14 protein-coding genes are annotated in these 13,627 nt (G+C 69.9%); 7 read left to right on the top strand and 7 right to left on the bottom strand.

Annotation, left to right across the window (positions count from 1 at the left end; genetic code table 11):
• On the bottom strand, positions 1–824 hold an 824-nt coding region (locus tag G6048_RS40870), incomplete at its 3' end, for an SDR family oxidoreductase (protein WP_165344674.1).
• Between the two features lies 1 nt (position 825).
• Complete coding sequence (locus tag G6048_RS40865) at positions 826–1,578, bottom strand: SDR family oxidoreductase (protein ID WP_328828438.1); 753 nt, start codon at positions 1,576–1,578, stop codon at positions 826–828.
• A gap of 159 nt (positions 1,579–1,737) precedes the next feature.
• On the opposite strand from G6048_RS40865, the gene G6048_RS40860 reads away from it, so the two are divergent.
• The 4 genes from G6048_RS40860 to G6048_RS40845 are packed head-to-tail and all read left to right on the top strand — an operon-like array spanning position 1,738 to position 5,229.
• Positions 1,738–2,550 (top strand): enoyl-CoA hydratase family protein, encoded by an 813-nt coding sequence (locus tag G6048_RS40860; RefSeq protein WP_165344672.1) that lies wholly within the window; start codon positions 1,738–1,740, stop codon positions 2,548–2,550.
• Positions 2,547–3,416: a CoA transferase subunit A gene (locus tag G6048_RS40855; RefSeq protein WP_165344671.1), complete on the top strand. Its 870-nt coding sequence runs from the start codon at positions 2,547–2,549 to the stop codon at positions 3,414–3,416. Before G6048_RS40860 ends, G6048_RS40855 begins: the two co-directional genes overlap by 4 nt.
• A complete protein-coding gene (locus G6048_RS40850) occupies positions 3,416–4,177 on the top strand; it encodes a CoA-transferase subunit beta (protein WP_165344670.1) in 762 nt (253 codons plus the stop codon). Before G6048_RS40855 ends, G6048_RS40850 begins: the two co-directional genes overlap by 1 nt.
• Positions 4,177–5,229: an NAD(P)H-dependent flavin oxidoreductase gene (locus tag G6048_RS40845; protein ID WP_165344669.1), complete on the top strand. Its 1,053-nt coding sequence runs from the start codon at positions 4,177–4,179 to the stop codon at positions 5,227–5,229. Before G6048_RS40850 ends, G6048_RS40845 begins: the two co-directional genes overlap by 1 nt.
• Positions 5,230–5,269: 40 nt before the next feature.
• Here the strand turns inward: G6048_RS40845 and G6048_RS40840 are convergent, their stop codons facing one another.
• From G6048_RS40840 to G6048_RS40830, 3 genes are all read right to left on the bottom strand, one after another.
• The gene (locus G6048_RS40840; RefSeq protein ID WP_165344668.1) at positions 5,270–6,427 is read right to left on the bottom strand and encodes an acetyl-CoA C-acetyltransferase; all 1,158 of its coding nucleotides are present in this window, start codon (positions 6,425–6,427) and stop codon (positions 5,270–5,272) included.
• An 82-nt stretch (positions 6,428–6,509) separates the two neighbouring features.
• A complete protein-coding gene (locus G6048_RS40835) occupies positions 6,510–7,121 on the bottom strand; it encodes a TetR/AcrR family transcriptional regulator (protein ID WP_165344667.1) in 612 nt (203 codons plus the stop codon).
• Positions 7,122–7,160: 39 nt separating this feature from the next.
• The gene (locus G6048_RS40830) at positions 7,161–7,946 is read right to left on the bottom strand and encodes an SDR family oxidoreductase (protein WP_165344666.1); all 786 of its coding nucleotides are present in this window, start codon (positions 7,944–7,946) and stop codon (positions 7,161–7,163) included.
• Positions 7,947–8,051: 105 nt separating this feature from the next.
• Between G6048_RS40830 and G6048_RS40825 the strand changes: the two genes are divergently transcribed.
• Together G6048_RS40825 and G6048_RS40820 are read left to right on the top strand one after the other, a co-directional pair.
• Entirely contained in the window at positions 8,052–9,197 is a 1,146-nt protein-coding gene (locus G6048_RS40825) for an acyl-CoA dehydrogenase family protein (RefSeq protein ID WP_165344665.1), read from the top strand.
• Complete coding sequence (locus G6048_RS40820) at positions 9,197–10,168, top strand: acyl-CoA dehydrogenase family protein (RefSeq protein WP_165344664.1); 972 nt, start codon at positions 9,197–9,199, stop codon at positions 10,166–10,168. Before G6048_RS40825 ends, G6048_RS40820 begins: the two co-directional genes overlap by 1 nt.
• On the opposite strand, the gene qcrB is transcribed toward G6048_RS40820, so the two are convergent.
• Together qcrB and G6048_RS40810 are read right to left on the bottom strand one after the other, a co-directional pair.
• On the bottom strand, positions 10,143–11,789 hold the full coding sequence (qcrB, locus tag G6048_RS40815; protein WP_165344663.1) for a cytochrome bc1 complex cytochrome b subunit: 1,647 nt from the start codon (positions 11,787–11,789) through the stop codon (positions 10,143–10,145). The two genes, G6048_RS40820 and qcrB, sit on opposite strands and share 26 nt — an antisense overlap.
• Before the next feature lie 75 nt (positions 11,790–11,864).
• The gene (locus G6048_RS40810; RefSeq protein ID WP_165344662.1) at positions 11,865–12,584 is read right to left on the bottom strand and encodes a vWA domain-containing protein; all 720 of its coding nucleotides are present in this window, start codon (positions 12,582–12,584) and stop codon (positions 11,865–11,867) included.
• A 92-nt stretch (positions 12,585–12,676) separates the two neighbouring features.
• On the opposite strand from G6048_RS40810, the gene G6048_RS40805 reads away from it, so the two are divergent.
• The gene (locus G6048_RS40805; protein ID WP_165344661.1) at positions 12,677–13,552 is read left to right on the top strand and encodes a chitosanase; all 876 of its coding nucleotides are present in this window, start codon (positions 12,677–12,679) and stop codon (positions 13,550–13,552) included.
• Positions 13,553–13,627: the final 75 nt, after the last annotated feature.

Below are 13,627 nucleotides of genomic sequence, written 5' to 3'. Positions count from 1 at the left end.
CCCTTGTCCGCGCTCGGGCCGGCCCGCCACCCCTCCATGACCGTGATCCGCCCGCCCTCCGCCTCAAAGACCCGCCCGGTCACCCCGACGCACGCGGCCGAGCCGAGCCAGACGACGAGTGGCGAGACGTTCTCGGGTGCCATCGCGTCGAAGCCGCTGCCGGGCGCCGGCGCCGCCATCGTGTCGGCGAAGGTCCGCTCGGTCATCCGCGTACGCGCGGCCGGCGCGATGGCGTTGACCTGCACTCCGTAGCGGCCCATCTCGGCGGCGGCCACCAGTGTGAGCCCGACGATGCCCGCCTTCGCCGCGCTGTAGTTGCCCTGCCCGACCGACCCCAACAGCCCCGCTCCGGAGCTGGTGTTGACGACGCGCGCCTCAGGCGTACGCCCGGCCTTCGCCTCCGCCCGCCAGTGCACAGCGGCCTGCTGAAGCGGCAGAAAGTGCCCCTTCAGGTGGACGCGCACAACAGCGTCCCAGTCGTCCTCGTCGAGGTTCACGAGCATCCGGTCGCGCAGAAACCCGGCGTTGTTGACGAGCGTGTCGAGCCGCCCGAACGCGTCGAGCGCCGTCGCGACCAGCGACTCGGCGCCCGCGCGCGTGGCGACGTCCCCGCCGTGCGCGACCGCCTCTCCACCGGCCGCGCGAATCTCCTCGACGACAAGCGCGGCCGGGCTGTCGGGCCCCGGCACTCCGTCGAGCCCGACACCGAGGTCGTTGACGACGAGTCGCGCCCCCTCGGCCGCGTAGGCGAGGGCGTGCGCCCGCCCGAGTCCCCGTCCCGCGCCGGTGACGATCACTACCCGGCCGTCACAGATTCCGGTCATCTCAACTCCCCTTATTGACCCTCTTGTTGGCAGTCGCGGCCTTGTTGACCGTCGCCGCGTCCAGGAAGGCGGGCCGCTCTCCCCCGCCGTGCACGAGCAGGCTGGCGCCGGTGATGTACGCGGCGGCGTCCGAGGCGAGGAACACGGCCGCTTCGCCGATGTCCGAGGGAGCGGCGAGGCGGCCCAGAGGGACCGTACGGGCCACGGACGCGATGCCCTCCTCGTCCCCGTAGTGGAGGTGGGACAGTTCGGTGCGGACCATCCCGACGACCAGCGTGTTGACGCGGACGTCCGGTGCCCACTCCACGGCCATCGACCGGGCCAGATTCTCCAGGCCGGCCTTGGCCGCTCCGTAGGCCGCCGTACCGGGAGAGGGCCGGGTCCCGCTGACGCTGCCGATCATCACGATCGAGCCCCGGGCGCGTTTGAGATGTTCGTACGCCGCCAGGGACACGGTCAGCGGTGCGGTGAGGTTGAGCTCGATCACGCGCGCGTGCCGCTCGGCGGCGTCCGTCTCGGCGAGCGGCCGGTACGGGGCGCCGCCCGCGTTGTTGACCAGGACGTCGAGCCGGGGCAGCGCGTCGAAGAAGGCACGCACGGCCGCCGGGTCGCGCACGTCGAGGGGCATGAACTCGACGCCCTCGACCGGCACTTCGGGGGGTCTGCGGGCGCAGGCCACGACCTCGGCACCCGCCTCTCTGAACGCCCGGGCGATCCCGGCGCCGACGCCGCGGGTTCCGCCGGTGACCACCACGAGTCGCTTGCCCTGCCGGTCGTCGAACCCCTCGTGCCCCCTGTCCGGCCGGTTGTCCTTCCGGTTATCCACAGGGCCTCCCGCCGGTCGGCATTCGCTGTTACCTTCACATCAGATCGAACCTAACAAATGTTTGGTGGAAAGGTAGCTGATGCGCGCATGGGTGTCTCCACCTCGTCCCCGGAGAAGGGGATTTCCGTTGTCACGGTCGACTTCCCGCCCGTGAACGCGCTTCCGGTGCACGGCTGGTTCGACCTGGCCGACGCCGTGCGCACGGCGGGCCGCGACCCCGAGATCCGCTGTGTAGTGCTGACCGCCGAGGGGCGGGGGTTCAACGCGGGCGTCGATATCAAGGAGATACAGCGCGAGCAGGACGGGCGGGAGAGAGACGGACGGCAGCGGGACGGTCGGCGGGGCGCGACGGGCCATGGTGCGCTGATAGGCGCCAACCGCGGCTGCGCGGAGGCGTTCGCCGCGGTGTACGAGTGCGAGGTGCCCGTGGTGGCGGCCGTGCGGGGCTTCTGCCTGGGCGGCGGCATCGGTCTCGTGGGGAACGCGGACGCGATCGTGGCGAGCGACGACGCCACGTTCGGGCTGCCCGAGCTGGACCGGGGTGCGCTGGGCGCGGCCACGCATCTGGCCCGCCTCGTGCCACAGCACCTGATGCGCGCGCTGTACTACACCTCACGAACGGCCACGGCGGCCGAGCTGCACGCGCACGGTTCGGTGTGGCGGGTCGTGCCGCGTGCCGAAGTCCTCGACGCCGCCCTGGAGTTGGCGCGGGAGATCGCGGCGAAGGACGGGCAGTTGATCCGGCTTGCCAAGTCCGCCATCAACGGCATCGACCCCGTCGACGTGCGCCGCAGCTACCGCTTCGAGCAGGGCTTCACCTTCGAGGCGGGCCTCAGCGGGGTGGCGGACCGGGTCCGGAGCACATTCGGCCAGGAGACATCTGGAGAGGAGGACCGGTGAGCGACAAGACCATGTCGGCGGAGGAGGTCGTCGGCCGTCTGGAGAGCGGGATGACGATCGGCATCGGAGGCTGGGGGTCCCGCCGCAAGCCGATGGCGCTGGTGAGAGCACTGCTCCGTTCCGGGATCACCGATCTCACAGTCGTCTCGTACGGCGGCCCGGACGTCGGCATGCTCGCGGCCGCCGGGCGGATACGGAAACTGGTCGCCGCCTTCGCGACCCTCGACTCGATCCCGCTCGAACCGCACTACCGGTCGGCGCGCGAGAGCGGTGCTCTCGAACTGATGGAGATCGACGAGGCGATGTTCATGTGGGGCCTGCACGCCGCGGCGAACCGGCTGCCCTTCATACCGGTGCGGGCCGGCCTCGGCTCGGACGTGATGCGGGTCAACGCCGGGCTGCGGACGGTCACTTCGCCGTACGAGGACGCGTCGACGGGACTCCAGGAGACCGTCGTCGCCATGCCCGCCCTGCGCATGGACGCCGCGCTGGTCCATGTGAACCGAGCGGACCGGTTCGGCAACGGGCAGTATCTGGGCCCGGATCCGTACTTCGACGACCTGTTCTGCGAGGCGGCGGACACCGCGTATGTCTCCTGCGAGCGCATCGTCGACACGGCCGAGCTGACGAAGGAGGCCGCCCCGCAGACCCTGCTGATCAAACGGCACAGCGTGACCGGCGTCGTGGAGGCCCCGAGCGGGGCGCACTTCACGTCCTGCGCGCCCGACTACGACCGGGACGAGGACTTCCAGCGGCTGTACGCGACCACGCCCTGGCCGGAGTTCGCCGAGCGGTTCCTGCACGGGGGCGAGAAGGACTACCAGTCGGCCGTACAAACCTGGCACACGTTGGACGAGGAGCGCTGATGAGCGAGGTACGGAGCAGCGAGGTACTCAGCGACGTCACGCGGGCCGAGTACTGCGTGATCGCCTGCGCGGAGGCCTGGCGGGACAACGGCGAGGTGCTGGCCAGCCCCATGGGTGCCGTCCCGTCCGTCGGCGCCCGGCTCGCCAGGCTGACCTTCGCCCCGGACCTGCTCCTCACCGACGGCGAGGCGATGCTGGTCGGCCCGGACGGCACAGTGGAGGGCTGGCTGCCGTACCGGCAACACCTCGCGATGGTCACCGGCGGCCGACGCCACGTGATGATGGGCGCCAGCCAGATAGACCGGTTCGGCAACCAGAACATCTCCTGCATCGGCGACTGGGAACGGCCCGCGCGGCAGCTTCTCGGGGTACGCGGGGCGCCGGTCAACACCCTCAACAATCCGGTCAGTTACTGGGTCCCCAGGCACTCCACCCGGGTCTTCGTCGAGAAGGTCGACATGATCTGCGGGGTGGGGTACGACAGCGCCGCGGCGGCCGGTCCCACGGTGAGCCGTTACCACAGCATCCCGCGGGTCGTCTCCAACATCGGTGTGTTCGACTTCGCGACCCCGGACCGCTCGATGCGGCTCGCCTCGCTGCATCCCGGGGTGACGGTCGAGGAGGTCAGGGAGGCGACGGGCTTCGAGCTGACGGTTCCCGAGGAGGTGCCGTACACCCGCGGACCCACCGGGGAGGAGCTGGAGTTGATACGCGAGGTGCTCGACCCGCAGGGGCTGCGCAACCGTGAGGTCAGGAGCTGATGGAGACCGCGCTGACGAAACTCGTCGGGGTACGCCATCCGATCGTTCAGACCGGTATGGGCTGGGTCGCGGGCCCCCGGCTGGTCTCCGCCTCCGCCAACGCGGGCGCTCTGGGGATCCTGGCCTCCGCGACGATGACCGTGGAGGAGCTGCGGAGTGCTGTGCGGGAGGTCAAGTCCCGTACGGACGCGCCGTTCGGTGTGAACCTGCGGGCGGATGCGGGCGATGCCCACGACCGAGTGCGGATCATCATCGACGAGGGCGTGAAGGTCGCCTCGTTCGCGCTCGCGCCTTCCCGTGAGCTGATCACCGAGCTGAAGGACGCGGGTGTCGTCGTCATCCCGTCCGTAGGGGCCCGCCGCCATGCCGAGAAGGTCGCGGCCTGGGGCGCCGACGCGGTGATCGTGCAGGGCGGCGAGGGCGGCGGGCACACGGGCGAGGTGGCGACGACGGTGCTGTTGCCGCAGGTCGTGGACGCGACGGAGATACCGGTCGTGGCAGCGGGCGGCTTCTTCGACGGCCGGGGCCTGGTCGCTGCGCTCGCGTACGGCGCGGCGGGTATCGCGATGGGCACCCGCTTCCTGCTCACCTCGGACTCCACGGTCCCGGACGCCGTGAAGGCCGAGTACCTGGCGGCGACGGTCAAGGACGTCACGGTGACGAGGGCAGTGGACGGCCTGCCCCACCGCATGCTCCGCACGGACCTGGTCAACTCCCTTGAGGGAGCGGGCCGTACAAGATCCCTGGCGCGGGCAGTGCGCCGAGCCGCCACGTTCCGCAAGCTCTCCGGCCTCACCTGGCCCGCACTGATCCGCGACGGTCTCGCCATGAAGCACGGCAAGAACCTGTCCTGGGGCCAGGTCCTGCTCGCCGCGAACACCCCGATGCTGCTGCGCGCGTCGATGGTCGAGGGGCGTACGGATCTGGGGGTGATGGCATCGGGCCAGGTGGCCGGCGTGATCGAGGACCTGCCGTCGTGCGCGGAGCTGGTGGAACGCGTGATGACGGAGGCGGAGGGGGTGCTCGAGGAACTGGCTGCCGCCAAGCGCTGATCACTCAAGCAGTGACCGCTCGAGAGCCGACGGGCTGACGTCAGAGGCGCTCGATGATCGTCACGTTCGCCTGACCGCCCCCCTCGCACATCGTCTGCAGGCCGAACCGGCCTCCCGTGCGCTCCAGTTCGTGCAGCAGCGTCGTCATCAGCTTGACGCCGGTTGCGCCCAGCGGGTGGCCGAGGGCGATCGCGCCTCCGTTGACGTTGACCTTTGCCGGATCCGCGCCCGTCTCCTTCAGCCAGGCCAGGACGACGGGGGCGAAGGCTTCGTTGATCTCCACGAGGTCGATGTCGTCGATGGTCAGGCCGGTCTTCTTGAGGGCATGTGCGGTGGCCGGGATCGGGGCCGTGAGCATGCGGATCGGGTCCTCGCCTCGTACGGAGAGGTGGTGCACGCGCGCGCGGGGCGTCAGGCCGTGTTCGCGTACCGCCCGCTCGGAGGCCAGCAGCATCGCCGCGGCGCCGTCGGAGACCTGGGAGGAGCAGGCCGCGGTGATGGTGCCGCCGTCGATGACCGGCTTCAGGCCCGCCATCTTCTCCAGTGAGGTGTCCCGGCGCGGCCCCTCGTCGACCGTGACGTCGCCGTACGGCACGGTCTCGCGCTCGAAGCGGCCCTCATCGATCGCCCCGAGCGCCCGCTGATGGGACCGCAGCGCGAACTCCTCCTGGTCGAGGCGGCTGATGCCCCACTTGGCGGCGATCATCTCGGCGCCGACGAACTGGTTGACCGGCTGGTCCCCGTACCGGGCCCGCCACCCCTCGCTTCCCGCGAACGGCCCCTCCGTGAGCCCCAGCGGAGCGGTGGCCCGCCCGGAGGCGAAGCCGATGGGGACCTGCGTCATGTTCTGGACACCGCCCGCGACCACCAGGTCCTGCGTGCCGGACAGCACACCCTGCGCGGCGAAGTGCACGGCCTGCTGCGACGAACCGCACTGCCGGTCGACCGTCACCCCCGGCACCTCCTCGGGCAGCCCGGCCGCCAGCCAGCACGTCCGTGCGATGTCACCGGCCTGCGGCCCCACGGTGTCCAGGCAGCCGAAGACGACGTCCTCGACGGCGGCCGGGTCGACTCCGCAGCGCGCGACCAGAGCCTTCAGCACATGCGCGCCCAGGTCGGCGGGATGCACCCCGCTCAGGCCCCCTTTGCGCCGCCCGACGGGCGTACGGACCGCTTCGACGATGTAGGCCTCGGCCATGACAACTCCCAGTCAGATCAAGTCGATCCAGTTCGGCTACGGTCGGTCCAGTTCGAGGTCGATCCGGTGCGACCCAGTTCGGTTACGTACGTACTGCGATCCCGTCCAGCACCATCGACAGGTACTGCCGGGCGATCTCCTCGGGGCCGTGCTGTCCGCCGGGCCGGTACCAGGAGGCGGCGACCCACACCGTGTCGCGGACGAACCGGTAGGTGAGCCGTATGTCGAGGTCCTCCCGGAACACCTCGGCGGCCACCCCCCGCTCCAGCGTGCTCAGCCAGGCCTTCTCGAACTTGCGCTGCGAGTCGGCGAGGAACGCGAAGCGCTCCTGCGACACCAGGTGCTTGGACTCCTTCTGGTAGATGGCGACGGCCGCGCGATGCCGGTCGATCTCCCGGAAGGACTCGATGACCAGGGCCTCCAGCGTCTCCCGGGGCCCGAGCTCGGCATCCAGGACGGTGTCGTACCCGTCCCACAGCTCGTCCAGGAACGTCCGCAGGATCTCCTCCAGCATCGACTCCTTGGAGTCGAAGTGGTAGTAGAGGCTGCCCGCGAGCATGCCCGCGTGATCGGCGATCTTGCGGACGGTGGTGGCGTTGTAGCCCTGCTCGGCGAATACCTCGGCGGCGGTGCCGAGGAGTTCACTGCGCCTGGCGGGCGAGGCGGTCACCTGGGGCTTCTTCTTCGTAGGCACGGTTCCATTGTGGTCCCCCACGAGCCGGCACCCGGTCTCCTAGGCATGCTGGCTGCTCACCGACACGACCTCGCCGGTCATGTACGAGGAGTAGCCGGACGCGAGGAACACGATCACGTTGGCCACCTCCCAGGGCTCGGCATACCGCCCGAAGGCCTCGCGCTCGGTGAGTTCCTCCAGCAGTTCGGGGCTGGTGACCTTCACGAGGTGGGGGTGCATGGCGAGGCTGGGCGACACGGCGTTCACCCGCACCCCGTACTCGGCCGCCTCCACGGCCGCGCACCGGGTCAGCGCCATCACGCCCGCCTTCGCGGCGGCGTAGTGCGCCTGGCCGGCCTGGGCGCGCCAGCCGACGACGGAGGCGTTGTTGACGATCACGCCACCGTGTCCACCGTCGCGGAAGGCCCGCAGGGCCGCGCGTACGCACCGGAACGTCCCGTTCAGCGTCACGTCGAGCACTCTCGACCACTGCTCGTCCGTCATGTCGACGAGGTCCGAAGTCCCGCCCAGACCGGCGTTGTTGACCACGATGTCGAGCTGCCCGTGCAGCCGCTGGGCGGCGTCGAAGAGCGCCTGCACCTGCGCCTCGTCGGTGACGTCACAGGCGAGTGCCGCGACCCCCTCGAACTCGGCGGCCAGCTCCCCCTCGTACTCCTTCAGCCGCCGTGCGTGCGCGTCGCTGATCAGCACGCGCGCACCCTCCTCCAGGAAGCGGCGTGCCGTGGCCCCACCTATCCCCGCGCCCGCGGCGGCGGTGATGACGGCCGTACGCCCCTTCAGCAGCCCGTGCCCGGGCACGTACGCCGGACCCTCGACGTCTGTCATGGAGCCACGCTAACCTACCAAACACTTGTTAGGGAAGGCCGTTTTTCGCTTCGCGAAGCCTCGACGGACTCCGAGGAACGCTGAAGAACTCCGAGGAAGGTGACCGTGGACCTGGACCACTCCCCCGCCGACGAGGCGTTCCGCGCCGAGGCCAGGGCCTGGCTCGCCGCGCATGTACCACCCACGCCCCTCCCCTCCCTGGAGACCGAGGAGGGCTTCGCGGCGCACCGCGCGTGGGAGGCGGAACTGGCCGCGGACCGCTGGTCGGTGGTGTCCTGGCCGGCCGAGTACGGCGGCCGTGGCGTCGGCCTCCTCAAGTGGCTGGTCTTCGAGGAGGAGTACTACGCGGCGGGCGCCCCCGGCCGCGTCAGCCAGAACGGCATCAGCCTCCTCGCCCCCACCCTCTTCGACCACGGCACCGAGGAGCAGCGCGCCCGGATCCTGCCGCCCATGGCGTCCGGCGAGGTGATCTGGGCGCAGGCATGGTCCGAGCCCGAGGCCGGTTCGGACCTGGCCTCACTCAGGTCGAGGGCGGTGCGCACGGACGGTGGCTGGCTGCTGAGCGGACAGAAGACGTGGTCGTCGCGGGCCGCGTTCGCCGACCGCGCGTTCGGCCTGTTCCGCAGTGAGCCCGACACCCCGAAGCCGCACCAGGGGCTCACCTACGCGATGTTCGACCTGCGCGCGCCGGGCGTCACCGTCCGTCCCATAGGCCGCCTCGACGGAAAGCCGGCGTTCGCGGAGCTCTTCCTGGACGAGGTCTTCGTGCCGGACGAGGACGTGATCGGCGAGCCCGGCCAGGGCTGGCGGGTCGCCATGTCGACAGCGGGCAACGAACGCGGACTGACCCTCCGCTCCCCCGGCCGTTTCCTGGCCGCCGCCGACCGACTCGTCGACCTGTGGCGGGAACACGGCGACCCCGCCGACACGGCCCTGCGCGACCGTGTGGCCGACGCGGTGATCGGCGCCCGCGCCTATCAGCTCTTCACCTACGCGCATGCCTCCCGCTTCCTCCAGGGCGAGCCCCTCGGCCCCGAGTCCAGCCTGAACAAGGTCTTCTGGTCCGAGTACGACATCGCCCTGCACGAGACGGCGCTCGATCTGCTGGGCGCGGAGGGCGAGCTGGCGGACACCGACTGGAGCGAGGGCTACGTCTTCTCGCTCGCCGGTCCCGTCTACGCCGGCACCAACGAGATCCAGCGCGACATCATCGCCGAGCGCCTGCTCGGCCTGCCGAAGGGACGCCGCTGATGCGCTTCCTCCTCGACGACGAGCAGCAGGCCTTCGCCCACTCGCTGGACGCGATGCTGACGGCCGCGGACACCCCGTCGGTCATACGGTCCTGGAGCGCCGGCGCCCCCACGACCGGGCGCGCGCTGTGGCGTCGTATCGCCGACGCGGGAGTGTTCGCGCTCGCGGTTCCCGAGGCGTACGAGGGAGTGGGACCGCTACCCGTCGAACTGGCCGTGGCCTTCGTGGAGTTGGGGCGGCACGCGGTGCCGGGGCCCCTGGTGGAGACGGTCGCGGCCGCCGTGCTGCTCAACGAACCGGAGGCCGCCAAGCGGCTGCTCCCGGCGCTGGCGTCCGGCGAGGTGATCGCGACGGTGGCGCCGGAGGGCTCGTACGCCCTGGACGGTGACGTGGCCACGGTCCTCCTCGCGGTCGACGGCGAGGAACTGCGGCTGGCCCCCGGACACGGCCCGGTGCGTACGTCCCTGGACCCGGCCCGCCGCCTCACCCTCCTCGACCGCGGCGGTGAACTCCTCGCCAGGAACCCGCCCCTCCCCCGGGCACTCACCTGGGCCCGGCTCGCCACCGCCGCCCAAGCGCTGGGGGTGGGACTCGCGCTCCTCGACACGACGGTCGCGTACGTCAAGCAGCGCGTCCAGTTCGGCGTGCCCATAGGCTCGTTCCAGGCGCTCAAGCATCAACTGGCCGATGCGAAGATCGCGTTGGAGTTCGCGCGCCCGCTCGTCTTCGGCGCCGCGCTGTCCATGGACCCGGCGGACGTCGCCGCGGCCAAGGTCACGGCGTCTGAGGCGGCGTACGCGACGGCGCGTACGGCGCTGCAACTGCATGGCGCGATCGGCTACACCGCGGAGTACGACCTGTCCCTGTGGCTGACCAAGGCCCGCGCCCTGCGTACCGCCTGGGGCAGTCCGGGCGAGTGCCGGGCCCTGGTGCTCAGCGGCGGGCTCAGTGGTGGTGGTCGCCGCTCGTGAGTTCCCGGTACTCCTCGGGGGTCGGTTTGGGGACGTGCGTGTTCGGCCCGTACATGACGCGGGCGAGCCGGGCACGCAGCCGCTCGGTGGGTCTGACCTTCCGGACGACGCCGTTGGCATCGACCGTCGGGCCCACCTCGTACGGCGGGGCCTGCTCGTGCTGGGTGAGGGTGAACCGCTGGGCCTGCGAGAGCGGCTCGTGCACCTCGATGAACTCGCCGTTCGGCAGCCGCTTGATGGTGCCGGACTCCCTGCCGTGCAGCACCTTGTCCCGGTCGCGGCGTTGCAGCCCCAGGCAGATCCGTCTGGTGATGATGAAGGCGAGGACGGGCACCACGAAGAAGCCGATCCGTACGGCCCACGTGATCACGTTGATCGACAGATGGAAGCGCGTGGCGACGATGTCGTTGCCGCCGCCGATCAGCAGCACCCCGTACAGACTCAGCCAGGCCACGCCGAGGCCGGTGCGCGTGGGGACGTTGCGCGGGCGGTCCAGGATGTGGTGCTCGCGTTTGTCGCCGGTGATCCAGGCCTCGATGAACGGGTAGACGCCGATCGCCAGCATGATCAGCGGGAAGAGGGAGAAGGGGATGAAGACGCCGAGCGCCAGGGTGTGGCCGAAGGCGTTGATCTCCCATCCCGGCATCACCCGGATCAGCCCCTCGGAGAAGCCGAGGTACCAGTCGGGTTGAGCACCGGTGGTGACCAGGTCGGCCCGGTAGGGGCCGAAGGCCCACACGGGGTTGATGGTCGCGATCGCGCCCATCACCGACAGCACACCGAAGACCAGGAAGAAGAAGCCGCCCGCCTTGGCCATGTAGACCGGCAGGAACGGCATCCCGACCACGGACTTCTGGTCGCGTCCGGGCCCGGGGAACTGCGTGTGCTTGTGGTAGAAGACCAGGATCAGATGGGCGACCACCAGGCCGAGCATGATCCCGGGCAGCAGGAGAATGTGGATCGGGTACAGCCGGGAGATGATGTCGTCCCCGGGGAACTCTCCGCCGAAGAGGAAGAAGGAGAGATACGTTCCCACGACCGGCACCGACAGGATCGCGCCCTGGGCGAAGCGCAGGCCCGTGCCGGAGAGCAGGTCGTCGGGGAGCGAGTAACCGGTCAGCCCGGTGATGATGCCGAGGAACAGCAGCGTCCAGCCGAACAGCCAGTTCAGCTCGCGCGGCTTGCGGAACGCGCCGGTGAAGAACACCCGCATCATGTGGATGAGCATCCCGGCGACGAACACGACCGCCGCCCAGTGGTGGATCTGCCGGATGAGGAGTCCACCGCGTACGTCGAAGCTGATGTCGAGTGTGGACTCGTACGCCCTGGTCATGATGATGCCGTTCAGGGGCTCGTACGAGCCGTGGTAGACGGTCTCGGCGCTGCTCGGCTCGAAGAACAGCGTGAGGTAGACGCCCGTGAGGATCAGGATGAGGAAGGTGTAGAGGCAGATCTCGCCCAGCATGAAGGACGGGTGGTCCGGGAACACCTTGCGCATCTGGGCTTTGGCAAGGCCGTAGACCCCGAGCCGTCCGTCGGCCCAGTCCGCCAGCCGCTCGCCCTTGCCCGTCTGCACCGGCCGCCCGCCGCTGCCGTGCCGGTCCGCCGATCGCGCGCCCATAAGCCGCCTCTCGCCGCAGATCCTCCCAGAGTGACACGACGATCACACAAATCCAACAGGGCGGCGAGCGCTCGGTCAGTGGACGATGCCCTGCACCCGGGCCGCCGACAGCCAGTGCGGGAACTCGGCCACCAGACGGTCGTACAACTCGCGGTCGGAGATCCGGCGCGGGTCCGAACCGGCGTGGAAGAAACCGGCGTTGTCGACGATCCGCTTGCCCGGCACCGCGAGTTCGTCGAGCTTGCGGAGGAAGTCGAACTGTTTGCTCGTCGCGTCGCCGAAGCCGATGAACTGCCAGAAGAGGGGGAGCTTCGCGGCCTTGCACAGGTACCGCTCGGCGGCGAGTTTGTTGATCGGGCCGCCGTCGGTCTGGAAGACGACCAGGGCCGGGTCCTTGGAGCCGCTGTCCAGGTAGTGGTCGATGACCGCGTCCATGGCCAGGTGGTAGCTGGTCTTGCCCATGTGGCCGAGGCCCGCGACGATCTGTTCGATACGGCCCTGATGATTGTCGAGCGCGATGTCCGTCACCGCGTCGATGTCCGTGGAGAAGAACACCACGGGTACGGTCCCGTCGTCGTCGAAGTGCGCCGAGAGGCCCAGCACCCGGTCGGCGAGCGCCTGTACGCTGCCGTCCTTGTAGTACGGCTTCATCGAGCCCGAGTAGTCGACGACGAGATAGACGGCGGCCCGCTGTCCGCTCAGCCCCCGCTCGGCGAGGCTCGCTCCCGCGCTCTTGTAGAGGGAGACCAGCGCGGGCGCCGTCTCCTCCACCTTTCTGAGGCTGATCCCGGCCACACCGGCTCCTTTCGGTCAGGGGCTGACCGATGGAGCCTAGCTCGGGGAACCACTCGCCAAGCCGGCGTACGGCGGAACGTACCCTGAGCGCCATGAAGCGTGCTGGTTGTCTGTTGTTCGCTGCCGTGCCCGTCCTTGTGACGGCTACGGTCTACTTCTTCACGCCCGACACGGAGTCGAACGGCTCCGAGGGACGGCCGTCGGCTTCGCAGTCGAGCGGGCGGGCGGCCGAGGACGCGGTGATCGCGGATCTGCCGCCCGGGCTTGCCGCGCCGCAGAAGAAGGAGCTCGCCAACAAGCTCGTGACCAGCGCGGAGAACTCCACGCTGAAGTGGCGTGAGCAGTACGGCTACATCGAGGACATCGGCGACGGTCAGGGCTACACCGCGGGCATCGTCGGCTTCTGCACGGGTACACACGATCTCCTCGTCCTCGTGGAGCGCTATACGAAGGCCCACCCGGACAACGGGCTCGCGCGTTATCTGCCCGCTCTGCGCAAGGTGGACGGTACGGACTCCCACGAGGGCCTGGACCCCGGCTTCACCGCCGCCTGGAAGAAGGAGGCGGAGGTGGGGGCCTTCCGGGAGGCCCAGAACGCCGAGCGCGACCGTGTCTACTTCGAGCCCGCGGTGCGCCTCGCCAAGCTCGACGGTCTCGGTACGCTCGGTCAGTTCATCTACTACGACGCCATGGTCATGCACGGTCCCGGCACCGGTGCGACCGGCTTCTACGGGCTGCGGGAGCGGGTCGTCTCCGAGGCGGACACGCCTGCGCAGGGCGGCAAGGAGAAGGCGTACCTCGACATCTTCCTGGACATCCGTCGCGACGCGATGAAGTCGCGGAAGCACCATCGCGACACGAGCCGAATCGATACGGCACAGCGGCGTTTCCTCTACAACGGGAACCTTGACCTCGACACTCCGCTGGAGTGGTCGATGTACGGAGAAACGTTCCGCGTGCCGAAGTAGCCGGTCGGCGGCCGCAGGGTTTCCTCGCCCCCGCCGCCCCTACCCGTCCCATACCAAGGGGCTCCGCCCCTGGAC

The organism is Streptomyces ureilyticus (assembly GCF_011045025.1).
Classification (GTDB): Bacteria; Actinomycetota; Actinomycetes; order Streptomycetales; family Streptomycetaceae; genus Streptomyces; species Streptomyces ureilyticus.
The sequence above is the reverse complement of the archived record's forward strand: the minus strand, read 5'-3'. Positions and strand labels throughout refer to the sequence as shown.